Genomic DNA, 21814 nt, shown 5'->3' on the forward strand with positions numbered 1-21814 from the left:
AGAATACCCATGCGGCATCAACGACGAGATGTAAATACCTGGCTGGATCTTTTCGACCGCCAGGAACAAAGCGGATTATCGGCGGTGGCGTTTTGCCGTCAGCATCAGATTAATATCCAAACATTTTACGCCAGACGCAGTGACATCAGGCTTCAGCGAACCAACAATAAATTTGTTCACGTTAAGCGCGAAGTCACCACCTTTGAGTCGCAAGTAGAAGATGTCACTCAGACATTCGTGCTGAAGCACGCATCTTCAGCATTGAGTGTACCAGCGGACGTTAATCTGCACTGGCTGGCTAGCCTGATGAATGTCGACTTCCGTAAATCCATCAATGGCTTGATAGTCGTGGTCGAGCAACAGATGGAATTGAATCCGTTCCGGGATGCGCTGTTTATCTTCTGTAACAAAAAGCGGGATAAGCTGAAGGTGCTCTATTGGGATAAAACCGGCTTTGCTCTGTGGTACAAGCGTCTCGAAAAACACCGCTTTAAATGGCCGACAAACGCTGAGTTACAACACATGTGCCTGAGCGAGCAACAGCTGCAATGGTTATTATCGGGCTTTGATGTCATAGGTCATTCGCCGCTGCATTATACGGTATCCGGCTTATAACTGGTGATCATAAACAGCAATTATCGATCACAAAATAGTCTGAATAACATCAGGTAATCAGTACCTTAATCGGCGATAATAGTCTTATGAACGAAGAAGATTATCAACGCCGAATCGCTGAGTTAGAAGCGCTTCTTAAAGAAAGAGATGTCCGAATTGCTTATTTAGAAGAGCAGTTCCGTATTGCGCAACAAAAACAGTTTGGCAAGAGTACCGAAGGCCACCCAGGTCAGGGCGAACTGTTTAATGAGGCTGAAGAACTGACGGTTGAGAGTGAGTCGCCAGAGCAAGAAGCCATCAGCTACACACGTAATAAGTCTAAGCGTAAACCGTTGCCTGAAGACTTGCCGCGTGAAGTCATCATCCACGATATTCCTGAAGATGAGAAAGTCTGTGATTGCTGCGCCGGTACATTGCACTGCATCGGCGAAGACAAGTCAGAGAAGCTTCAATTTATCCCAGCTCAGGTGAAAGTGATTGAGCATCTACGTCCAAAGTATGCATGTCGCGCCTGCGAAAAGGAGGGCATCAGCAACACGGTAAAGCAAGCGCCGGTGCCACAAAGTGTTATCCCCAAAGGCTATGCAACGCCTAGTCTGTTAAGCCAGATAATCACCAGCAAATACCAATATGGTCTGCCGCTTTACCGGCAGGAAGGTATGTTCAAACAACACGGCATCGAACTCAGTCGCAAGACCATGGCGGACTGGATAATCCGTTGTGCAGCGTTATTTAAACCGCTTTACGACCGACTTCATCAACATCTGCTACAACAACCGGTTATCCAGGCAGATGAAACCACGCTGAAGGTTGTCGATGCAGATAAATCGACCAGCTATATGTGGTTGTATGCCACTGGTGCAGACTCACCACAAGGGGTAATCAATGGCTCCGCTATACCGAATATCGTGTTGTACGATTACCACAATAGTCGTGCAGGGCAATGTGCGGTTGACTTCCTCGCAGGTTATCACGGTTATCTGCAAGTTGATGGTTATCAGGGCTACGAGCAAACGCAGGCCACACTTGTTGGCTGCTGGGCCCATGCCAGACGCAAGTTCATGGAAGCAAAGAAAGGCGCTGGCAGTAAAGGCAGTGGTAAAGCTGACTGGGCATTGAATCATATCCAGAAACTTTACCGCGTAGAAACGCAGTTAAAACAAGAAACAGCGGTAACACGTTATGTGCAACGACAAGAAAAAAGCCTGCCACTGCTGAATCAGCTTGAGACCTGGCTGATAAAATCAGCCCAACAGGTGTTACCGAAAACCAAACTCGGAGAAGCAATACAGTATTGCCTCAACCAATGGCATAAGCTGGTTCGTTACACACTCGATGGTCATCTCGCCATCGATAACAATCGTGCAGAACGAGCAATCAAACCGTTCGTCATAGGCAGAAAAAACTGGTTGTTTAGCCAGACTGCCACCGGCGCTAACGCGAGTGCTATCCTCTACAGCATCATTGAAACGGCCAAGGCTAACGACCTCAATGTGTTCGAGTATGTCATGGTTAGCCTAGAGCAGCTCAGCAAACCCGAAGTCGATATCGAGCAGCTACTACCATGGCAGTTTGCTAAACGCAGAAAAAAGCCTGCCACTGCTGAATCAGCTTGAGACCTGGCTGATAAAATCAGCCCAACAGGTGTTACCGAAAACCAAACTCGGAGAAGCAATACAGTATTGCCTCAACCAATGGCATAAGCTGGTTCGTTACACACTCGATGGTCATCTCGCCATCGATAACAATCGTGCAGAACGAGCAATCAAACCGTTCGTCATAGGCAGAAAAAACTGGCTGTTTAGCCAGACTGCCACCGGCGCTAACGCGAGTGCTATCCTCTACAGCATCATTGAAACGGCCAAGGCTAACGACCTCAATGTGTTCGAGTATGTCATGGTTAGCCTAGAGCAGCTCAGCAAACCCGAAGTCGATATCGAGCAGCTACTACCATGGCAGTTTGCTAAACGCTAGGTGGGATCACTGGACGCTTACACTTCACCTGCAGTCCAAAGCTGCTTACGCAGTGTGGGCCCCTCAGCTTGCAGCATAGCTGCTGCGCGCTACAGCCATCCATCAAGCTTAGCTTGATAAGCGGATGTCTTACGCCCCCGTGTGAGGCGAGTGTTGTAGCAGTATCTTATTTTTCCGCGAAACTGGTCATGATAGGCGCTACTTTGGCTCTTAGAAGAGTGAAGACTAAACAGCATTGAAAAGCCACCTGAATAAGGTGGCTTTCTGGCGTATTTAGGTGTACTCACTCAGACCTGAGCTGATAGTTAACCGGTGGTTAGATCAGCTCAGGTTGGGGCAGGTTAGCTTTCAGTTAGCATCTCTGAAGATTAACACGTTAAGTTCTATCTGCTATTGCTGTGACGTTAGTGGCCATTGCTCTGTTCTTTTTCAATCAGACCTATACGTTTTTTAAAGGCTTCTCTGGTGGCGTCGTCTGCCTGCTCATACCAAAAATCTAACATCTGGCCGACATTTATCTGATCGCGGCGCGGCACAGCCTGTTGCTGAGCACTTTGTGGTGTAATTGCCTCTTGGGCTGCGGATAAGCTCGCCGATGCTGCTACAGGGCTTGTCGCATGGTTTGTCGCTGGGCTTGTTGAGGTTGTCTGTGTCACCTGGATAGCTTGGCTGACCTCGATGGCTGCAATGCCCCCGCTCGCATTGTAGGCTTTTATCTCCTCACTGTAATCGCGGCCAATCTGAATGCCCTCTTTACGCAGCTTATCTAGCTTGTAAGCGACCTTATTGCCTTGAGTATCCGTAATACTGACTTGGGGGACGTCATTGAATTTTTCAGCTGATCTAGGAGAGTTGATTTTAGGTAGGCTGACGCGGTAGTGATTATTCTCGCCCAAGAAGGTGACGATGAGGGTCTCTGAGGTGAAGCGTTTCTGTTGGCCAAATTCGCGATAAGTAGCGCGGGCGGCCAAGACCAATTGCTGTTGACCATTTTGTGAGATCAGCCGATGGCTATTGATATCCTTACCGTTAAGCAGCAGTGGTTCGGCGCTATCGAGCAGGGTGATGGTGACTTCGGCGTGCGCTTGTACAAATAATAGCGGGATCAGGAATAGGCAATGGATTAAAGATTTCATGGTAAACCGAGAAAAGAGTAATTTACCTGTGTTATAGCACCTCGCAGCCCAGTTGGACAACTTTACAGGTGGCCGTTAGGCTTTTTGAGCATCCTGGGGGATGGGTTACAGTAATTTGCTTGCTAAGACTCTATAATGGTGGGGATTAATTCCAGGAGCGTAGCGTGTTAACTAAAATTTTAGTGACTCTGTTAGTGATTGCCGGCGCAATCGCCTATCTTCGTAAGCCAAAGGTGGCCAGTCAACCTACAGCCAGTCAGTTGGGCCAACGAATCGTGTTTAAGTATTTTGCCTTTGGTATTACCGCCCTGGCGCTCTTGGGAAGCGGCGCCTATTGGTATTGGTCTTGGCAAGAGGGGAATCAGCTAGTGTATGTCACCATTATCTCGCCAGCCGCGGCTTCGAAGGAGGTCTATCAGGTGCGTAAACGCGAATTACAGAGTGATGCCTTTACTACAGTCGATGGCTTAAAGGTTCGCTTGTCGACTCAAGAGCGAATTGTGATTGCCGATGCCCCGCCAAATATGAGGTAGGCTCTCTTTTTGACGGCTCAACTTTTATTTTGGTTATATTCCCTTCATTAGCAGTCAATTAGGCTGTTCAATGGCGTGTTATTCGGTAGAATAACGCCAAATTATACCCTGCGCTTGGATGTGGTGAGTTTTCATCTAAGTGTCTTTTTCAGGAGGTCCTATGATCACGGCTTATGTCTTTCAAGCGAATAAGTTATCCATTGTCGAGTTGAATATTCGAGACAGTGTTCCCGAGGGGACCTTATGGTTGGATCTCTACAAACCTGAAGATGACGAACGTGAATGGTTGAGGGGCTATTCGGCAGAGGAACTGCCGGACGAGGAAGATATTAACGAAATTGAGGCCTCGGCACGTTTCTATCAAAACAAGGACGGCTTGCACATCAACTCCCTGTTCCCCCAACGTGTGGGACAGGACGTAAAAGGGGTGAACGTCTCCTTTAACCTGCGCCCCCAGTTTCTGGTGACCCTAAGGGAAGACGATGTAGGGCTGATCCGACTACTGCGTAACTATTTGCGTCTAGGCCGCTTAGAGGTGCAGACGCCGCAGGCGCTCTTCCTAGAACTGTTCAATCTCAAGGTGGATTACCTCTCGGATCTCATCGAAGATGTCTATTCAGTGCTCGACAACGTGGGCGAGCAGGTGTTTCAGAGTGACGAGCTGGACGATGTCTTTAAGCTTATCACCTTGCAGGAAGACTCTAACGGTAAGATCCGCCTGAGTTTGCTCGATACCCAGCGCTCTCTTCGTTATATGCAGCGTTATTATCGTGGCAAGTTGACCGAGGAAGATCTTAAAGATCTACGGGAGATGTTGTCGGATATCGAGTCTCTGATGCCGCACAGTCAGTTTATTTTCGATAAGTTAAACTTCTTGCTCGATGCGGCCATGGGTTTCAGCGGCCTGCAGCAAAACAAGATCATTAAGATCTTCTCGGTTGCGGCGGTGATCTTCCTGCCTCCTACTGTGATCGCCAGCGCCTATGGGATGAACTTCGCCAATATGCCAGAGCTCGAGTGGCAATGGGGTTATCCGATGGCGATCATGATGATGATTGGCAGTGCGGCTTCGACCTATTTCTTCTTTAAACGCAAAGGCTGGCTCTAAGTTTAGGCTGGTTGTTATAGCTAAACTTGGACAAAGGCTCATACCTCAAGCTTAAAGCGTTAGGCTATTTACCTGGATAACAGAGCACCTTGGCTCTGTTTTCCGTGTAAAGGTCGGGCTGATTGATCACCTGGTTTAATGCAATGAATTTATCGTTCATCAGCTGCAGCGCCATATAGCTGCGGGCGTATGGCGTGGCGCAGCGCGACAGTTTAAATTCGAGGTGATGGCGAATGGTTTCCAGCTGGGCACGGTTGTTGGCATTGGCCTCGTTGATCAAGGCCTTGTTGAGGTTTTTCTGCAGTGTGGCCAGTTGCTGCGGCGCGTGCTGCGCCAGCCATTTCAGGCTGTCGAAATCGGGTAGCTCTATCATACTCTTTCCCCTTAGCGCATAAACACCATAATGCAAGGCCAGTACTCTAATTTTAGTCTGGCCTGCGGAGAAAGACAGTCAGGCTGGTTTTACGCCTTCTTGTCGCCACCGAAGAAATAACCGACGCGCTCTCTGGGGCTCAGATATTTGAAGATCTTTTCAGGTAGGGCCGAGGGGGCTATACACCTGACGATAGTGAGTCCTTCGCTCTCCAGATCAACGATAGGCGCCTGTTCTTTAGGCACTAAGGCATCGTATACCAAGATCCGTGGGAAGAGGATCTTCTCAAGATTCACCGCCATCACCATGGCATATTGACCGCTGGAAAGCTCCACCACACTACCCGGCGGATAGACGCCGAGCATCTTGATCAGTTTGCCGATAGCAGCCTGGTTTAGCCGCTCCTTGTAGTTCTTATACAGATAGCCTAGCGCGGCATAGGGAGTTTTCGGCTTAACCTGTCCCTCTGGGTGACAGAGTTGGTCGTAGAGATTCACCGCGGCAACCAGCTGAGTCGGCAGGCTGATCTGATCCGCCTTCAAGCCTCTGGGGTAGCCGCTGCCATCGAGAAATTCGTGATGGTCCCTTACTATGGGCGCCGCATCTTCGGGGAAGTTATCGGCCAGCTTCAATAGCTCTATTCCCATCGCGGGGTGTTGCTTGATGAAGTTAAGTTCGGGCTGGGTGAGCGGCGTCTTCTTACGCAGTAGCTGCGGTGGGATCTTGAGCTTGCCGGTGTCATGAAACAGCGCGCCCATACCGACGGCCTCGATATCTTCTCTCGGCCAGTCCAGCTCCTTGGCGATCATCATAGAGAGCACCGCCACATTGAGGGAGTGATAGTAGATCCCCTCGTTGTCTTTGGCATCGCTCATCAGGTGCAGCACCAGGTTGTCAGAGTTGAGCAGCTCTTCGGTGATGCTGTTGATCAGCTCCTTGGCATCGGAAATGGCGTTAAGGGGGCGGTTTCTCAGCTTGGCCACCAGGTTACGCATCATGGCGACCGAGCGGTCAAACTCCTGCTCGGTTTTCTTAAGATCGCGCCTGAGTTTCTTTAGGTGTTCGATGCGCTCTTGCTTATTTTGATTCATCTGCTGACTGAGCTGTGTCAGGTCGTTTTCATCTCTAAAGCTGGGGGCATCGTAGGCATCTTCCTTGCCTAGAGGCGGCGCGCTGCTCTTGTCCAGAACGACAAACACATATTCGATACCGAGTTTTTTGATCAGTTCAATCTGAGCTTCTTGCTTGAGTCTAAAGGAGTTAAATAGAAAGGGATGGTCTTTCCAGGAGACAGGTAATCTAACAAAGTTGCCGACTTGTAGTTGGTTTGTTTTTACCTTACAGCTTCTGCTCATGTGTCTTTACGTTTGCCTTGAGTTACGCCATATTTTATCTGAACCAGCTGGCTTTACAATTACTTAAGCTATGTGTCAGCATAGTTACATCATAAATTTATCTAAATTAGCGAGTTGTACATGGATTTCATCGAAGTCTACCCCAATGCCATCCCAGATGAACTGTGCGATCGTCTCATGGAGACCGTCAACACACATCCTGGTGTTATTGATGGTATTACGGGTCATGGTGTTGACCTGGAAAAGAAAATTAGCCGTGACATTACCATGGATAACTTTCAGGAGTTACTGCCACTGAGAAACGAACTCCTTAATTATACGCTAAAACACAGCGCGCAATATTTTGAAAAATATGCACTGGGGTTAATGGGGGCGGTAGCTGTCACCCTGGCGGATGAGCAGGGCAAGCCGCAGACGCTGACGCCGGAAAATTTCGATACCCTGGGACGTCACAGGGTACAGCCCCTGGTGCAATACCTGTATCGTAGCGGCAGCATTAATATTCAATATTATCAGAAAGGTAAGGGGGGGTACCCTCATTGGCACTCTGAGCAATTCCCCCAGATGGGACATAACGAGGCGCTGCACAGAGTGGTGCTGTACATGTTTTATCTTAACGATGTGGAAGAGGGCGGCGAAACCGAGTTCTTCTATCAGCAACGCAAGATAAAGCCGAAGAAGGGCACCATGGTGATCGCCCCTGCCGGCTTTACCCATAGCCATAGAGGCAACATGCCCATCAGTGGCGATAAGTATATCGCCACCTCTTGGGTGATGTTTAACCGCGCCGAGAAGCTATACGCTCCCTTGGGTTAAAGTGGGATCTTAATGGTAAACCTCGCTCCCTCGAGGGACGAGGTATCTATGCTGAGACTGCCGTTGTAGCTAGAGACGATTTCGTGACAAACGGCAAGCCCTATGCCTTGGCCTGCCTTTTGGGTGTCGGCGCGAACGCCACGCTCGATGATCCTCTGACGTATGGCCTCGGGAACCCCTGGGCCGTCATCTTCCACGATCAAAACAAACTCGCTGTTGTCGCTGTAGCGAGCCGTAACCGCCACCTTACTGATACATAGCTTGAAGGCGTTCTCCATCAGGTTGCCACACAGCTCCATCAGATCCCCTTTGTCTCCTGGGAACACCTGATCGGCGGGGATATCGGCGCTAAATTGGATCTGCTTGTCACGGTAAACCTTAAACAGCATCTGTGACAGCTGCTCTATCAGTGGCGCTACTAGGGTCTGCTCCTGCTTAAGTCCCTTGCGGCCCAGCATGGCGCGCTTGAGCTGATACTTGACCAAGTGATCCATCTGGCTGACCTGCTCCATGATCTTCTCGCGGGCGCCCGCCTTACTCAAACTCTGGTCGTCCGTAATGGCGTGCACTGCTGCAAGTCGAGTCTTCAGGCTGTGGGCGAGATCATTCATGGCATTTTGGTATCGTTCCTGCTGGGCATTCGATTGCAGCAGCAGTTGGTTGAGTGCCTGAGTAACACCTTCCAGCTCCACTGGATAATCCTCGGAGAGGGCCTTGGCCGTGCCACTGCTGACCTGTTGTAGCTCGTTGCGCATACGAACCAATGGACGCATTCCCCAATAACCCGCGCTGATCAAGAGTACCAATGCTAAGGCCAAGATCATGCCCAGGCGCCAGTAGGTGCGGCGGCTGAACTTATCAAATTTCTTCTCTAGTTTTTCCGCATCCTTCATCACTAGCAGATTGTACTTTTGCTTGGCGAGTTCAACCGACAGTAGGTAGACAAAGTAGTTTTTACTGTCGGCTAGGTTGAGGTAGTAAGGAGGTGAGTCGAAACGTATTTCGTTGAAGCGCTCGCAAGTGTCAAACAGGCCACGATCAACGGCCAGGGAGGAGGTCCATACCTGTTTAAACTCCTCGTCACAGCTGGCGATAATATATTTTTCCGGAGTGTTGTTCTCGTCGAGCCATGCCGTAGTCTCCGGTATGAGGTTGTGCTCCTTTAGCTCTGCGGCAACCTTGGGGATCTCGGCGATTAGCTCGGCTGTCTCTTCGTTATAGTTGTTTTGCGCGTATAACAGGTTGACCAGCCAGGCAAGACCAAACCCCACCAATGCGATGATAGATAAGGAGGTAAGAAACATTCGCGTCAGCAGACGCTGTTTGGGTTTAAATCTTATTTGCATGGCAGATTAAATTTGTAACCTTGGCCGCGTATGGTGGCGATAGGATTTTCCAGTCCACCCTTAGTGAGTTTCTTTCGCAGGCGGCTTATCATTACTTCAATTGTATTAGGATCGCCCTCCTTATCGCCATAGATCACGTCCAGTAGTCGCTGTTTGGCGACCACCTCGTGACAGTGGCGCATCAGGTACTCCAGAATCTGATATTCGAAGGCCGTAACCTCCATAGGGCTCTGATTCAGTGTGACCTGCTTAGCGGCCAGATCCAGCTCCAGGGGACCACTGGTGATCTGCGGTTTGACGAAGCCCGCGCTGCGGCGCACCAAGGCGTCGAGTCTGGCGACCAGTTCCTCTTTCTGGAAGGGTTTTACCAGGTAGTCGTCGGCGCCGGCGTTTAGCCCCTCGACCTTATCCTGCCAGTTGACCCGGGCGGTCAGGATGAGGATGGGCGCCTTGAGATCTGCCTTACGCAACGATTGGATCAGGGCAATACCATCCTGATCCGGCAGACCCAGGTCGATGATGGCGATGTCTATGGGGTAGTTAGTCGCCTGATAAAAGCCCTCTTCGGCGGTCAGGGCAACCTGAACCTGGTTGCCTAATTCACTCAGCTGTACCTTGAGGTGGTGGGACAGGAGGGGATCATCTTCAACGACCAAAATTCTCATATGTTTTGCCTATCATTTATTTGTGTGCTCGCTTAGTGACCCGGTAGTGCAATTGTTAACCAAGCGGAGGACGTTTTATAAAACATTACTTTATAATAGGTTAGCTTAACAGGGACTGACTCATCTTCAAACAAGCTTTAATCGTTAGCATTTTGTGAGCAATAGGGGCTTCTTGTACCTGTTAATTTGCCTGTCAAATGGTTAGAATCCGGTTAATTTTATACTCTATTAGGCCTGGATATGTCCTTAGCTAAAATTTTACCCCTGATCTTTACCTGTCTGTTCGTGCCGGCGACCTTGGCCGAGACCTTTACCTTTACCGCGATTCCGGATGAAAACGAGAGTCAGCTAAAGACACGTTTTAACAAGGTGGCTAAGTATCTTGAGGCCGAGCTAGGCGTTGAGGTGAACTATGTGCCGGTGAAATCATACGCCGCAGCCGTAACGGCATTTCGTAACAATCAGGTGCAGCTGGCCTGGTTTGGCGGCCTATCTGGGGTGCAGGCAAGACGCCTGGTACCAGGCTCACAGGCCATCGCTCAGGGCTATGAAGATCAATATTTTAAGAGCTTCTTTATCGCCAATGCCTCAACGCCGCTCGAACAATCAAGCAACTTTCCTAACCTGAATGGCTACACCTTTACCTTTGGTTCGAAAGGCTCTACCTCTGGTCGCCTGATGCCGCAGTTTTATATTGAGCGCAACATGGGCAAACAGGTGAAGGATATCTTTACCCGCATCGGTTTCTCCGGCGATCATAGCCGCACCATAGCCCAGGTAGAGGCCGGTGCCTATCAGGTGGGCGCGGTAAACTATAAGGTGTGGGAAACGGCTGTAGCTAACGGCACTGTCGATACCAGCAAGGTAAAGGTTATCTGGGAAACTCCTGCCTATCCAGACTATCAGTGGACGGTACGTGCCGATGCCGATCAGCGCTTCGGTGATGGCTTTACCGAGAAGTTGACCAAGGCCCTGCTAGAGATGAAAGATCCAGATCTACTGGCCAGCTTCCCGCGTCAGTCGTTTGTTGAGGCCGATAACGCAGACTACGAGCCAATCGAGTCTGTGGCGACGGCGATCGGCCTGTTAGATTAATTCTGTGCTTCACATAGCATCACTCTCCCTGAGTTATCGCGAGACTCGGGTCATTGACGATCTCGACTTGTCGATTAAGCAGGGAGAGTCTTTAGCCATAGTCGGCCCCTCGGGTGCGGGTAAGTCGACGCTGCTCGGCTATATCTATCAGCAGCTTAAACAAGATGCCGCCCTGTGCAGTCAGTCCCAAGGTTTGGTCGATGCCCTGAGCGTGTTTCATAACGTCTATATGGGCGCTTTGGCCAGGCACTCCTTTGCCTATAACCTATTAAATCTCGCCTGGCCGATGGCGGCGAGACGTGAAGAGGTGGCCAAGCTGTGCGCGGAGCTGTACCTCGAGGCGCCGCTGCAAAAACCAGTCTCTTCACTATCCGGTGGCCAGCGCCAACGGGTTGCCCTGGCACGGGCACTCTATCAGGAAAAACCGACCTTCATCGGCGATGAGTCATTCTCCGCCCTGGATCCTGTGATGGCTCAGCGCCTGCTTAGCCTGGTCAAGGCGCGCCATGAGACGGTGATCATGGTGCTGCACGATAGTGAGCTGGCACTGAATCATTTCGATCGCATCATAGGGCTTAGCGAGGGCAAGTTAGTGCTCGATAAGCCTGCGAGTGAACTCGATGGTGAGCAACTGTCCCGCTTCTTCGATACCCAGATGGTGACAGCTCAAGATGTTTAAGTTTGTCGGTCCCTGGCAGCGGCTGACATTAAGCCTCTGGCTGCTGGTTGGTGTCAGCCTGTTGTTTGTCGATATCGAGATCATTAGCCTGGATCCCTGGGGCGAGTTGCTGCGCCTGGGGCAGGGGCTGCTGACGCCAGATTTCTTCGCGACCGAATCACTGGTCAATGCCATTTGGCAGACGGTGAGTTTCGCCTTACTCGGTGTAACCTTGGGTTTGCTGCTTGGATCGCCTTTGGCGCTGGTTTATCGCTCGCCTTGGGTGGCGGGCGTCTGCGCCATGGTGCGGGGGATCCATGAGATCTTCTGGGCACTGCTCTTCCTGCAAGTCTTTGGCCTGTCGCCGTTAACCGGCGTGCTGGCGATCGCCTTACCCTACGGTGCGACCTTTGCCCGGGTCTTCCACGACATATTGCAACAGGCGCCGGGAACCACCAGGGAAACGTTGCCCTTTGGCTGCGACAGGTTGAGCGCTTATTGCTACGGAAAGCTCGGCCACGTGCTGCCTTTGATGCTGGCCTACGTACGATACCGTTTCGAGTGTGCCCTGCGCAGCAGCGCCGTATTGGGCTTTATCGGTATGCCGACGCTCGGCTTCTACCTGGAGACCGCATTTCGCCAGGGCAAGTATCATGAGGGAGCGGCGCTGCTCATCCTCTTCGTGGTGTTGATTGGCACCATTCCGCTCTGGTCGCGTCGCCGTCTGCTGCCACTCTATCTGTTGGCGGCGCTGTTGACCTTGCCTAAGATGACAGGCGTCGATCTGCAGCTGGTCTGGCAGTTCCTAACCTTCGATATTCTCCCCCCAGGGATCCGCGAGCTGCTCCATGGTCAGCAGGATCTGACACAAGGGCTCACGCGATTTGCCAGCTGGTGGCAGCGCCTGACCTTTGAGCAGGCCTTACCCGGTGTGGGGGCGACCTTAGTGTTGGCGGTGAGCGCATTGGGACTGACCCATCTGCTTGCACTGCTTGGACATCGTTTTGCCAGCATGCATAGCCGCGGTAAGTATTCTATGCCCCTAGCACAGCTATTGCTGCTGATCATGCGCTCCATGCCGGAGTATATTCTGGCGTTTATCTTCATGATGCTGTGTGGCCCCTCGATGTTGCCTGCAATGCTAGCCTTGGGGCTGCACAATGGCGCCCTGATCGCCTACTTGCTGACGCGCCAGGATAGGCTGATCACACCAAGCGCTCTGTATCAGCGCCGCGGCGATCACTATGGTTATGAGGTGTTGCCGCGAATCTATCCTAACCTGATGTCGCTGCTCTTTTATCGTTTCGAGGTGATCTTGCGGGAAACGGCTATCTTTGGGGTGCTGGGGGTGATGACCCTAGGCTTCTATATCGACAGCGCCTTTAGTGAGATACGCTACAACAACGCCTTCTACCTGCTTTTGGTGACGGCACTGCTTAACGTCTTGGTCGATGCGCTGGCGCGGCGAATGCTGGCCAAGCGCCTGTCTCAGGGGATGGCGGTCGGCCAGGTATCCTGTGTGGTCTAACGCTTAGCCTGTCGCAGGCGTTGTACGCCCTGACAGCAGTAAGAGGCCAAGAGGGTAAACAGGGTCACCGCCGACATGATGAAGGCGAGCCTTACCCAAGGGGCATCCATCGAGATGCGCATCTGCACATAATCAATGCCGCTCAGACCCCAGACGAAGATGGCGCTTAAGATAAGCACCAGCTGTAGGCTGCGGGTGATGGCCACATGGCGAATAAACAGGAGTAGTGGCGCCGCGATGAAAGCGGCGCTGATCAGCGTTTGGCCGAAGCGCATAAAATGGGCGCCCAGTAGGGCAAAAGCGAGAAAGATGATGAGAATGCGCCACCACATGATAGTTGCCTCGAATTGTAGAGTGAATAAATAGCTTGGTGGCAGATTACCTTGGGGCGGCGGCGTATTCTATCGCGTTGTTCACATTTTCATTTATTTGCGATCATCATTGTTTAGGGCCTGTTGAAGTTTGTGCTTTTGGGCGTCACTTAGCTTGCCGCTTTCGATCAGATGGAGCAGCTCTTCGACGTCAGCCTCGTCACCGTCACTTCTAATCACGATAAACTCGCGCTCGCCGTCTCCATGATATTTCATTTCGATCTCCGCTATCTCGGTGGCGATTTCGGCGATATCGTCCGATAACAGCTCGATGTCGTGATTAAATTCGCCATCATGGGCGTCGATGATCACCTCAAAGTCACGGGCTTTCGCCTCAAGTTCTGCGGCTTTGCGTTCCATTTCGGCTCTTTTCGCCGCCATTTCTGCACTTTTGGCTGCTACTTTTACTTCTATCTTGGCGATGTGTTTGGCCAGTTCAGCTTCTTTCTTGGCCATCTTCTTGGAGAGTGAGGCTATCTTGGCCTGATCGGCCTCAGACAGTTTATCGTGTCGCAGGTAATGGTAGTGGTGTTCGTCACCGTTGATCTGCTTGAGCAGGCGTACCATCTTATCTTGGGTCTCTCGAGGGAGCTTGGCGAGTTTCCGACGGATGAGCTGCTCGTCTTTCATTTCCTCTTGGCTGAAGCTGAATTTGTGCTGTTTACCTTCGAGCTCCAGGGTCAGCTTAGTGGCGTCACCGCCATCCTGAATCAACTTGGCGTTGATTTGGCTATCATTAAAATCGATTTGACGCAGGTCGGTGGGTACAGCCGCCAAGGTAAATGACAGTAGCGCAGAGCAGGCGATGAGCGAAGTTAGTTTATTGAGTTTCATGGTTTTTCCTTCCATAGTGATGAATGATTTCCCTATGCACTGCTAAGGCCGTGCCAAATTTGCGAAATCTAGGCTAGATAAGGGGTTGCGCAACTTCAGCCTTGAAGACAGAGATATTGCTCCCTAGCGGCTTACCCTCAAATGGGTCATGGAATTCCTGATATGGGGAAATCTATCGAGCGATACTGTTACTTCGGTGCTAACTATATTGCTACTAGGTGCTAAGAAAGGTGCGAACAAGTCCATGTGTGCTCTGCATCGGCTTTACAGACCTGTAAGCCTCGCCCTACTAAAGCGAGTGCCACAAGACATATTGGCAACTTGCCTAATAGAGTGATCCACAAGGGGTTTCATCTTGGTACTGTTTTTGTATAACCTGAGGGACAGGCACGCGACGATGTATCTTCAACGGTGCCAATGCGGCGTTTTCATCGAAACTTGAGGGTTCTATGTCGATTAAAGGTTATCTGTTTGTGCTGTTTGGCGCGCTCATTCTAATATTGGGTGGCAGCCAGCTGTTGATCTCTCATTTCTATAAGGCGCAGCTACAGAGCGAGTTGAGTGAGCGCTCGAGAGACCTGTCGCAAAACCTGGTCAAGGTACTGATAGATAACGTGGGCAGCGAACAGGAGTTCGTGGTGCAGTTCGACGAGGCGGCGATGCAGGCGTCAGTCGAGGATGCAGAGGCACTTAGACAGGAGTTTGAACAGGATATCGAATCTGTGTCCGAGGCGATCGCGCAGCTCAGCGAAGAGGTGGTGCAAATGGAGATGGAGACGGACGAGGCCTCGGCCGAGCAGAAAGCCTTCTTCCGTGCCAAACTCGCCGCCAAGCAGCAGGAGCTGAGGGACCACCTCAATGCCATGATGGCCTACGAGAGAGAGCTCAAGCAGCGCCAGAAAGCGAGTATTGCCGAGGCGAAGAGAGAGGCCGCCGATGAGTATCGCCGGCGTTTACATGATGCGGTGAGTCAGATAGAGATAGACGCCAATAGCTGGCTGGATAAGGGCAACGTGGCCATCATAGACGCGCCTATCTCGCCTACCACACCGGAAAAGGGCAGAGTCGCCGTGGAGTTTGCCCATGATATCAACCTCCCCAATCAGGAGACCAACGAGCAGTTGGAACGCTTCAGCGAGTCCATGATAGGGGCGATTCTGATGAGCTCCTTGGTCGGGTTGTTGCTGGTTTATATGCTCAGTCATGTGATCAGTGCGCCGCTGTCGGCCCTTGCGCAGGGGCACAAGAAGTTGGGACAGGGTGAGCTTGGTTATCAGGTGGATGAGCGCGGCGTCAAAGAGTTAAAGAGCATACTCAATGGCTTTAATAAGATGAGTCACCAGCTTGCCTCGTTAAGCGAGCAGAAGAAGCAGATGGCGCAGCAAAAACAGCTGGCGGAACTGGGTGAGGTGACCCGGGGAATAGCCCACAGCCTGCGTAATCCCCTACATACCCTGGGGCTCCTATCCGAGGCGGTCGCCCAGTCGGCATCTATGGATGATGCCAACAAGTTGCTTAATCAGATGCAGCAGAAGATCGCCATGATGGATAAGAGCATTCAATCCCTGCTGACACTGTCGAGCACTCAAGTAAATCGCCTGTCATGGGTGCCGCTGGCGGCGACGGTGCAGGATATCTTGCTGGAATTGTCGATCAACGGCAGCAAGCCCAGCATCGCCTTTCACTGTGACAATGTCGCTCTCAAGGTGCAGGGAGCCGAGTCTGAGATCCGTAGCATCTTGCATGCCGTGGTAATAAACGCGGTGGAGGCGACGCCGGATACGGGCCGTATCGATCTGACCCTGACAGAAGATGATGAGAGCTATATCTTAAAGGTGGCCGATACAGGTAAGGGAATTAGCCCCGAGGTGCGTGATAAGCTGGCTCAGCCCCATGTGACCACCAAGGCCGAGGGGACCGGCATGGGGATCTATATCGCCGAACGGCTGCTCCAAGGCCATTATGGTGGACGCATCACCTTTGCGGATAATCCAGGGGGTGGCACTCTGGTGACCCTCTATTTCGCCAAACTTATTTCAGATGAATCTAAGCCCCAGACAGAGGAAGTATGATGGAGCAGCCTAAGTTGCATATTTTGGTGGTTGAGGATGAGCCGGATCAAAGAGCCCTGATCGTGCAGATGTTAGCGGCCAACCAGTATCAGGTGGAGAGCGCCGACAGCGTCGAGCAGGCGATTGTGATGATTAAGGCGTCCGCGCCGGATCTGGTGTTCTCCGACTGGAAGCTGGGACAGTTGACCGGCATGGATCTGCTCAACTATGTGCGCCGTGAACACCCCGACATGGGCTTTATCATCGCTACCGCCTACGGCACCATCACCCATGCGGTAGACGCCATGCAGGCAGGCGCCGACGATTATCTGGCTAAGCCCTATCAGCGTCAGAGCCTCTTGCTGGCCATAGAGAAAGTCGCCAAGTCTATCGCCCTGAAGCGGCAGAATCGCCGCCTCTCCTCCGAACTCTCGCAGCAGCAGGAGCTGGTGGGGCTGGTGGGGCGCTCCGCCCAGATGCAGAAGGTGTATCAGAGGGTGCAGCGGGTGAGTGCCACCGACGCGACCGTGCTCATCGGCGGCGAGAGTGGCACGGGCAAGGAGCTGGCGGCGCGGGCGCTGTATCAGCTATCGGGGCGCAGCCATAAGCCCTTCATCGCCATCAACTGCGGCGCCATTCCCGAATCTTTGGCCGAGGCTGAGTTATTCGGCGCCGAAAAGGGAGCCTATACCGGTGCTAATACCCAGAAGATAGGCAAGTTAGAGGCGGCCGATGGCGGCACAGTCTTTCTCGATGAGATAGGCGAACTGCCTCTGCTGCAGCAGACCAAGCTGCTGCGTTTTCTTCAAGAGGGTGTGATCTCTCGCCTCGGGCAGAACAGTGAGATAAAGCTCGATGTCAGGGTGATCGCCGCGACCCATAGAGATCTGCAGCAGGAGGTGGCCGAGGGACGCTTTCGCGAGGATCTCTATTATCGCCTCAACGTCGTCCCCATTCATATGCCGGCCCTGCGGGAGCGCCAAGAGGATATCGGCCGTCTGGTGGAACATTTTCTTAAGCTGCATGCCAATCAATACGGCGTGGACGTGCCCAAGCTGAGCCGGGATACCCTCAAGGCGCTGCTCGACTACAGCTGGCCGGGTAATGTGCGTGAGCTGGCTAACCGTATCGAGCGTTTCGTCTTGCTCACAGATGAAGAGGAGATGGTGCATGAGCTTAACGCGGCGCCGCGGCCGCTGGATACGGCCCGCTTTGTATTGCCCGACGAGGGTATCGAGTGGGAGAGCTTCGAGAAGGATTGTCTGCGCCAGGCCTTGAGCCGCTTCGAGGGCAATCGTACCAAGGCGGCAAAATGTTTGGGCCTGAGCTATAAGGCGTTTCTCTATCGCCTGGAGAAATACCAGCTGGTTTAGCTTATCTATGCCCCGTCGGCCTTGGCGGCAGGTCACCAGCTGGCGAGCAGCAGCCTGAGTTTCATGCCCCAACTGCTGGTGGCGCCAGAGGTCTTAAAGCGGATCTGCCCCTGTTTGTCGATGATATAGATGGCGGGAAATACGCTGGCACCCCAGTCCTGGTGTAGGGATTTGCTATCACTTATGACGGAAAACTGATAGCCGTGCTCTGCCATGAATTGGTTGATCTCGCTATCTGAGCCTGAGGCGACGGCGATGCTGATCACCCTGTGTTCATTGGCCACGCTATTGACCATGGGGGAGGTGACGCGGCATATCGGGCACCAGGTGCCCCAGAAATAGACCAGGGTGATCTCACCTTGCTCGAGTGTGAAAGGATGGCCTTGGGTAGTGATGCCGCTTAAGGGGGGCGCCTCGCCGGAGATCATATTACGCTGCTGGTAGCTGAGCAGGGCAAAGGCAAATAGCGCCACAAGGGCTGCGTCTCTGAGATAGCGGTACCTTTTGCGCCTGGGGTTCAGGTAAGGCGCCAGGCGGCTAAACAGACTGCTTACCACTCTTTTGAATAGCGAAGGCACAGTTACTGACCTTTAGTTTGGCATTGAGCCTGTGAACTGGACATGGTTGATTAGAGATATTCGGGCGGTGTCTGGCGAGTCCAGATGCGGCTATAGGCCATTAGCTGTGGATAGAAGGTGCGAAAGGCTATTTCTATCTCGGTATCCATCCGCTTCACCGTGTCGATGGCGCCATCAAAAATTTCCGGCTTAGAGACGCGGCGGCTCACCGCCTGGATGGTCTGATTCAGTCCTTCACGGCTCTCATAGGCGATAAGCCAGTTTTCCTGCTGCATGCGCATGATGATATCGCTCAGTTTGCCCGGAAGTTCCTCGGCGCTGCTGAGCGCCTGATAGGCCTGCTGGGCAAAGTCGGGCAGCGGCAGGTGATGATACTCTTCCCAATATTTTGCCAACATATGGTCAAAAGACAGATCGATCAGTATCGGCGCGGCGCGTTGCAGCGTCTTAGGAAATGCGGCCTTGAGTTCCTTGGTGAGTTCGTGGCTATCGGTAAGTGTGTCTATCTGCCTGTGCAGCCAGATCCCCTGTTGCAGGGCCTTGGGATGATCGGCGATATTACCCTTGGCAAAATCACCGGCGAGATTAGCGGCGAGATTGGTTTTACTGTTATCTGCCAGGTGCAGATGAGCCAAAAAGTTCATTAGATAAAGTTTAATTGCTTTGTTAATTCACGCTTTTCACGTTATCATGCCCAAAGGTGTGATGAAACCTTTATCTGACGCGACCTTATCTTTCACGAATCGTTTGCCTGGATACTGGGATCAACAGGATGTGCACCTAGCACCCTTCATATTAATTATCGGTTTAAAGGATCATGGATGATGTGGAACTGGTTAATGAAACGTCTAGGCAAAAAATCTTCCTCTCAACGGCGTCGGGTCGAGGTCGATATTCCCTTCGAACAGCACAGTTACCGTAAAGCCAGCTTCGATCTGCAAGCCAATATTGCCGTGGCTGACAAGGAGAAGAAGGCCAGCTAAGCCCTGTGTCTTGATCTTATCATCATCAGCCAATAGACTAGCGGCCGATTTATGCTAAGCAGAGACAGACTATGCGCGTTGCCGATTTTTCTTTCGATCTTCCCGATGAGTTGATCGCCCGTTACCCCATGCCTAATCGCACGGCGTCCCGACTATTGACACTCGATGGTAATAGCGGCGCGGTAGCAGACAAGCAATTTACCGATATCCTAGAGATGGTTAACCCCGGCGATCTCATGGTGTTCAACAACACCCGAGTGATCCCGGCGCGCGTCTTTGGTCAGAAACAAACCGGCGGTAAGCTAGAGATCTTGGTCGAGCGTATGCTGGACGACAAGCGTATTCTGGCCCATGTGCGCAGCTCCAAGTCACCTAAGCCCGGCACCATCATCTGCTTAGATGGCGGTTATGAGATGACTATGCTCGCCCGTCATGACACTCTGTTTGAGCTAGCGCTTAACAGCGAGTCCAGCATACTCGAGGTGCTCGAAGAGGTCGGACACATGCCGCTGCCGCCCTATATCGACCGTCCCGACGAGGATGCCGATAAGGAGCGCTACCAGACGGTCTATAACCAGAACCCGGGCGCGGTGGCAGCACCGACGGCGGGCCTGCACTTTGACGATGCCCTGCTAGCCGCGTTGAAAGAGAAGGGGGTGAATGTCGCCTTCGTGACCCTGCATGTGGGCGCGGGTACCTTCCAGCCGGTCAGAGTCGATAACATCTTAGATCACAAGATGCACTCCGAGTGGGCCGAGGTGCCTCAGGATGTGGTGGACCAGATCAAAGCCACTAAGGCGGCGGGTAATCGCGTCATCGCCGTGGGCACTACCTCGGTACGCTCGCTTGAGAGCGCGGCCAAGGCCAGCGAAGGGGAGCTTAAGGCCTACAGCAGCGACACAGACATCTTTATTTACCCAGGCTATGAGTTTCAGATCGTCGATGCCATGGTGACTAACTTCCACCTACCCGAATCGACCCTTATCATGTTGATCAGTGCCTTTGCCGGCTTCGACGAGGTGAAAAACGCCTATCAGCACGCGATTGCACAAAAATACCGCTTTTTCAGCTATGGCGATGCCATGTTTGTGACTAAAAAAGCGATCTAAGCGATGATTTTGCTTTAAAATACCCACCCACACTTGAGGTGGGTATTTTTTTAGAGATTTTTGCTGATGAGGGTTGATACTCAGTTGTTTGCCCTTATCTCTATTGTTCAGCTGTGTCTGTTTTAGTGACACGAAGAGAGTCAGACTGTTTCTCTGGCGAGGTTAAAAATGAAATTTGAATTAGATACAACCGATGGCCGCGCGCGTCGTGGTCGCCTAGTGTTCGAACGCGGTACGGTAGAGACCCCGGCATTTATGCCTGTAGGCACCTACGGTACGGTAAAAGGGATGACGCCAGAAGAAGTGCGTGCCACGGGCGCCGACATTCTGCTGGGGAACACCTTTCACCTTTGGCTGCGTCCTGGCGAAGAGATCATGCGTAAGCATGGCGATCTGCATGACTTCATGAATTGGCAGCGTCCAATTCTGACCGATTCGGGTGGATTCCAGGTATTTAGTCTCGGCGATATTCGTAAGATCACCGAAGAGGGCGTGCACTTCCGCTCGCCAATTAACGGCGAAAAGATCTTCATGGATGCGGAAAAGTCGATGCAGATCCAATACTCGCTCGGTTCTGACGTGGTGATGATTTTCGACGAATGTACGCCATACCCGGCGACACACGACGAGGCACGCAAGTCGATGCAGATGTCACTGCGTTGGGCACAGCGTTCGCGTGATGAGTTCGACCGTCTGGAAAATCCTAACTCGCTGTTCGGGATTATTCAGGGCAGCGTGTATGAAGACCTGCGCGATGAGAGCCTTAAAGGCTTGTTAGAGATAGGATTCGACGGTTATGCCATCGGCGGCCTGGCGGTTGGTGAGCCTAAGGAAGATATGCACCGCGTTCTGGAGCATGTCTGCCCGCAGATCCCGGCCGATAAGCCGCGCTACTTGATGGGGGTAGGTAAACCGGAGGATCTCGTTGAGGGTGTACGTAGAGGGGTCGATATGTTCGATTGCGTCATGCCGACTCGTAATGCGCGCAACGGTCACCTGTTTACCAGTGAAGGCGTTATCAAGATCCGCAATGCGCGTCATCGTGATGATACTTCACCACTCGATGCTAAGTGTGACTGCTACACCTGTAAGAACTACTCACGGGCGTATCTGTACCACTTAGATCGTTGTAATGAAATTTTAGGAGCACGTTTAAACACCATTCACAACTTGCGTTACTACCAAATGTTGATGGAAGGTTTGCGTGGCGCTATCGAGACAGGTACATTAGACGCCTTTGTTGAGGAGTTCTATACCAGTCAAGGTCGCGAAGTTCCTAAGTTATCCGATTAATTTTACTGCTAATAAGAAGA

22 protein-coding genes and 1 pseudogene are annotated in these 21814 nt (G+C 51.9%); 14 read left to right on the top strand and 9 right to left on the bottom strand.

Going from position 1 to position 21814, the window contains the following annotated elements:
* The 3 genes and pseudogenes from tnpB to L1D47_RS09875 form a co-directional block, all read left to right on the top strand.
* The coding region (gene tnpB, locus L1D47_RS09865; RefSeq protein ID WP_239884497.1) for an IS66 family insertion sequence element accessory protein TnpB at window positions 1–615 on the top strand (615 nt) is incomplete at its 5' end.
* 86 nt (window positions 616–701) lie between these two features.
* Window positions 702–2231: an IS66 family transposase gene (locus L1D47_RS09870; protein WP_239884498.1), complete on the top strand. Its 1530-nt coding sequence runs from the start codon at window positions 702–704 to the stop codon at window positions 2229–2231.
* A pseudogene (locus L1D47_RS09875) lies at window positions 2200–2589 on the top strand (transposase); the annotation flags it as partial. The gene L1D47_RS09870 and the pseudogene L1D47_RS09875, both read left to right, overlap by 32 nt.
* 404 nt (window positions 2590–2993) lie before the next feature.
* Here the strand turns inward: L1D47_RS09875 and L1D47_RS09880 are convergent.
* Entirely contained in the window at window positions 2994–3725 is a 732-nt protein-coding gene (locus tag L1D47_RS09880; protein WP_239884499.1) for a DUF2057 domain-containing protein, read from the bottom strand.
* A 164-nt stretch (window positions 3726–3889) separates the two neighbouring features.
* On the opposite strand from L1D47_RS09880, the gene L1D47_RS09885 reads away from it, so the two are divergent.
* Entirely contained in the window at window positions 3890–4258 is a 369-nt protein-coding gene (locus L1D47_RS09885; protein ID WP_239884500.1) for a hypothetical protein, read from the top strand.
* A 160-nt stretch (window positions 4259–4418) separates the two neighbouring features.
* Entirely contained in the window at window positions 4419–5366 is a 948-nt protein-coding gene (gene corA / locus L1D47_RS09890) for a magnesium/cobalt transporter CorA (RefSeq protein ID WP_239884501.1), read from the top strand.
* 64 nt (window positions 5367–5430) lie between these two features.
* Here the strand turns inward: corA and L1D47_RS09895 are convergent, their stop codons facing one another.
* On the bottom strand, window positions 5431–5739 hold the full coding sequence (locus L1D47_RS09895) for a DUF3135 domain-containing protein (RefSeq protein ID WP_239884502.1): 309 nt from the start codon (window positions 5737–5739) through the stop codon (window positions 5431–5433).
* 89 nt (window positions 5740–5828) lie between these two features.
* Window positions 5829–7094 carry an HD-GYP domain-containing protein gene (locus tag L1D47_RS09900; protein WP_239884504.1) on the bottom strand — a complete coding sequence of 422 codons (1266 nt, stop codon included), beginning with the start codon at window positions 7092–7094 and terminating at the stop codon, window positions 5829–5831.
* Window positions 7095–7214: 120 nt separating this feature from the next.
* On the opposite strand from L1D47_RS09900, the gene L1D47_RS09905 reads away from it, so the two are divergent.
* Window positions 7215–7910, top strand: a complete 696-nt coding sequence (locus L1D47_RS09905) for a 2OG-Fe(II) oxygenase (RefSeq protein ID WP_041510925.1) — start codon at window positions 7215–7217, stop codon at window positions 7908–7910.
* Here L1D47_RS09905 and L1D47_RS09910 read toward each other — a convergent pair.
* Together L1D47_RS09910 and L1D47_RS09915 are read right to left on the bottom strand one after the other, a co-directional pair.
* Window positions 7907–9256 (bottom strand): sensor histidine kinase, encoded by a 1350-nt coding sequence (locus L1D47_RS09910; RefSeq protein ID WP_239884506.1) that lies wholly within the window; start codon window positions 9254–9256, stop codon window positions 7907–7909. The two genes, L1D47_RS09905 and L1D47_RS09910, sit on opposite strands and share 4 nt — an antisense overlap.
* Window positions 9247–9921 carry a response regulator gene (locus tag L1D47_RS09915; protein WP_239884508.1) on the bottom strand — a complete coding sequence of 225 codons (675 nt, stop codon included), beginning with the start codon at window positions 9919–9921 and terminating at the stop codon, window positions 9247–9249. The genes L1D47_RS09910 and L1D47_RS09915 overlap by 10 nt, the downstream gene beginning before the upstream one ends.
* A 240-nt stretch (window positions 9922–10161) precedes the next feature.
* Between L1D47_RS09915 and L1D47_RS09920 the strand changes: the two genes are divergently transcribed.
* Genes L1D47_RS09920 through L1D47_RS09930 form a run of 3 tightly spaced genes read left to right on the top strand, consistent with a single transcriptional unit; the run spans window position 10162 to window position 13202 of the window.
* On the top strand, window positions 10162–11016 hold the full coding sequence (locus L1D47_RS09920; protein ID WP_239884510.1) for a putative selenate ABC transporter substrate-binding protein: 855 nt from the start codon (window positions 10162–10164) through the stop codon (window positions 11014–11016).
* A 4-nt stretch (window positions 11017–11020) separates the two neighbouring features.
* Window positions 11021–11695, top strand: a complete 675-nt coding sequence (locus tag L1D47_RS09925) for an ATP-binding cassette domain-containing protein (protein WP_239884512.1) — start codon at window positions 11021–11023, stop codon at window positions 11693–11695.
* Window positions 11688–13202, top strand: a complete 1515-nt coding sequence (locus L1D47_RS09930) for an ABC transporter permease (RefSeq protein WP_239884514.1) — start codon at window positions 11688–11690, stop codon at window positions 13200–13202. Before L1D47_RS09925 ends, L1D47_RS09930 begins: the two co-directional genes overlap by 8 nt.
* Here L1D47_RS09930 and L1D47_RS09935 read toward each other — a convergent pair.
* Window positions 13199–13534, bottom strand: a complete 336-nt coding sequence (locus L1D47_RS09935; RefSeq protein ID WP_041510931.1) for a hypothetical protein — start codon at window positions 13532–13534, stop codon at window positions 13199–13201. The two genes, L1D47_RS09930 and L1D47_RS09935, sit on opposite strands and share 4 nt — an antisense overlap.
* 93 nt (window positions 13535–13627) lie before the next feature.
* On the bottom strand, window positions 13628–14407 hold the full coding sequence (locus tag L1D47_RS09940; protein ID WP_239884516.1) for a hypothetical protein: 780 nt from the start codon (window positions 14405–14407) through the stop codon (window positions 13628–13630).
* A gap of 449 nt (window positions 14408–14856) precedes the next feature.
* On the opposite strand from L1D47_RS09940, the gene L1D47_RS09945 reads away from it, so the two are divergent.
* Window positions 14857–16479: a HAMP domain-containing sensor histidine kinase gene (locus L1D47_RS09945; protein WP_239884518.1), complete on the top strand. Its 1623-nt coding sequence runs from the start codon at window positions 14857–14859 to the stop codon at window positions 16477–16479.
* Complete coding sequence (locus L1D47_RS09950; protein ID WP_239884520.1) at window positions 16476–17831, top strand: sigma-54 dependent transcriptional regulator; 1356 nt, start codon at window positions 16476–16478, stop codon at window positions 17829–17831. The genes L1D47_RS09945 and L1D47_RS09950 overlap by 4 nt, the downstream gene beginning before the upstream one ends.
* Before the next feature lie 32 nt (window positions 17832–17863).
* On the opposite strand, the gene L1D47_RS09955 is transcribed toward L1D47_RS09950, so the two are convergent.
* Both L1D47_RS09955 and L1D47_RS09960 read right to left on the bottom strand, forming a co-directional pair.
* Window positions 17864–18304, bottom strand: coding sequence for a protein disulfide oxidoreductase (locus tag L1D47_RS09955; RefSeq protein WP_239884521.1), 441 nt, complete (start codon window positions 18302–18304; stop codon window positions 17864–17866).
* A 155-nt stretch (window positions 18305–18459) separates the two neighbouring features.
* Window positions 18460–19053 (bottom strand): ACP phosphodiesterase, encoded by a 594-nt coding sequence (locus L1D47_RS09960; RefSeq protein ID WP_239884523.1) that lies wholly within the window; start codon window positions 19051–19053, stop codon window positions 18460–18462.
* Between the two features lie 195 nt (window positions 19054–19248).
* Between L1D47_RS09960 and L1D47_RS09965 the strand changes: the two genes are divergently transcribed.
* From L1D47_RS09965 to tgt, 3 genes are all read left to right on the top strand, one after another.
* Window positions 19249–19392: a hypothetical protein gene (locus tag L1D47_RS09965; RefSeq protein ID WP_162484110.1), complete on the top strand. Its 144-nt coding sequence runs from the start codon at window positions 19249–19251 to the stop codon at window positions 19390–19392.
* Between the two features lie 71 nt (window positions 19393–19463).
* Window positions 19464–20501 carry a tRNA preQ1(34) S-adenosylmethionine ribosyltransferase-isomerase QueA gene (queA, locus tag L1D47_RS09970; protein ID WP_239884525.1) on the top strand — a complete coding sequence of 346 codons (1038 nt, stop codon included), beginning with the start codon at window positions 19464–19466 and terminating at the stop codon, window positions 20499–20501.
* Window positions 20502–20669: 168 nt separating this feature from the next.
* Window positions 20670–21794 (top strand): tRNA guanosine(34) transglycosylase Tgt, encoded by a 1125-nt coding sequence (gene tgt / locus L1D47_RS09975; RefSeq protein ID WP_239884527.1) that lies wholly within the window; start codon window positions 20670–20672, stop codon window positions 21792–21794.
* Window positions 21795–21814 lie beyond the last annotated feature (20 nt).

Source organism: Shewanella sp. Isolate7, assembly GCF_022398425.1.
Classification (GTDB): domain Bacteria; phylum Pseudomonadota; class Gammaproteobacteria; order Enterobacterales; family Shewanellaceae; genus Shewanella.

Excerpts from the sequence above, each read along its gene's own strand:
- L1D47_RS09880 (WP_239884499.1), bottom strand. The coding sequence starts at position 3,725 with ATGAAATCTTTAATCCATTGCCTATTCCTGATCCCGCTATTATTTGTA.
- tgt (WP_239884527.1), top strand. The coding sequence starts at position 20,670 with ATGAAATTTGAATTAGATACAACCGATGGCCGCGCGCGTCGTGGTCGC.
- L1D47_RS09920 (WP_239884510.1), top strand. The coding sequence starts at position 10,162 with ATGTCCTTAGCTAAAATTTTACCCCTGATCTTTACCTGTCTGTTCGTG.
- L1D47_RS09895 (WP_239884502.1), bottom strand. The coding sequence starts at position 5,739 with ATGATAGAGCTACCCGATTTCGACAGCCTGAAATGGCTGGCGCAGCAC.
- L1D47_RS09900 (WP_239884504.1), bottom strand. The coding sequence starts at position 7,094 with ATGAGCAGAAGCTGTAAGGTAAAAACAAACCAACTACAAGTCGGCAAC.
- L1D47_RS09960 (WP_239884523.1), bottom strand. The coding sequence starts at position 19,053 with ATGAACTTTTTGGCTCATCTGCACCTGGCAGATAACAGTAAAACCAAT.
- L1D47_RS09950 (WP_239884520.1), top strand. The coding sequence starts at position 16,476 with ATGATGGAGCAGCCTAAGTTGCATATTTTGGTGGTTGAGGATGAGCCG.
- corA (WP_239884501.1), top strand. The coding sequence starts at position 4,419 with ATGATCACGGCTTATGTCTTTCAAGCGAATAAGTTATCCATTGTCGAG.
- L1D47_RS09940 (WP_239884516.1), bottom strand. The coding sequence starts at position 14,407 with ATGAAACTCAATAAACTAACTTCGCTCATCGCCTGCTCTGCGCTACTG.
- L1D47_RS09905 (WP_041510925.1), top strand. The coding sequence starts at position 7,215 with ATGGATTTCATCGAAGTCTACCCCAATGCCATCCCAGATGAACTGTGC.
- L1D47_RS09910 (WP_239884506.1), bottom strand. The coding sequence starts at position 9,256 with ATGCAAATAAGATTTAAACCCAAACAGCGTCTGCTGACGCGAATGTTT.
- L1D47_RS09945 (WP_239884518.1), top strand. The coding sequence starts at position 14,857 with ATGTCGATTAAAGGTTATCTGTTTGTGCTGTTTGGCGCGCTCATTCTA.
- L1D47_RS09930 (WP_239884514.1), top strand. The coding sequence starts at position 11,688 with ATGTTTAAGTTTGTCGGTCCCTGGCAGCGGCTGACATTAAGCCTCTGG.
- L1D47_RS09915 (WP_239884508.1), bottom strand. The coding sequence starts at position 9,921 with ATGAGAATTTTGGTCGTTGAAGATGATCCCCTCCTGTCCCACCACCTC.
- queA (WP_239884525.1), top strand. The coding sequence starts at position 19,464 with ATGCGCGTTGCCGATTTTTCTTTCGATCTTCCCGATGAGTTGATCGCC.
- L1D47_RS09965 (WP_162484110.1), top strand. The coding sequence starts at position 19,249 with ATGAAACGTCTAGGCAAAAAATCTTCCTCTCAACGGCGTCGGGTCGAG.
- L1D47_RS09935 (WP_041510931.1), bottom strand. The coding sequence starts at position 13,534 with ATGTGGTGGCGCATTCTCATCATCTTTCTCGCTTTTGCCCTACTGGGC.
- L1D47_RS09870 (WP_239884498.1), top strand. The coding sequence starts at position 702 with ATGAACGAAGAAGATTATCAACGCCGAATCGCTGAGTTAGAAGCGCTT.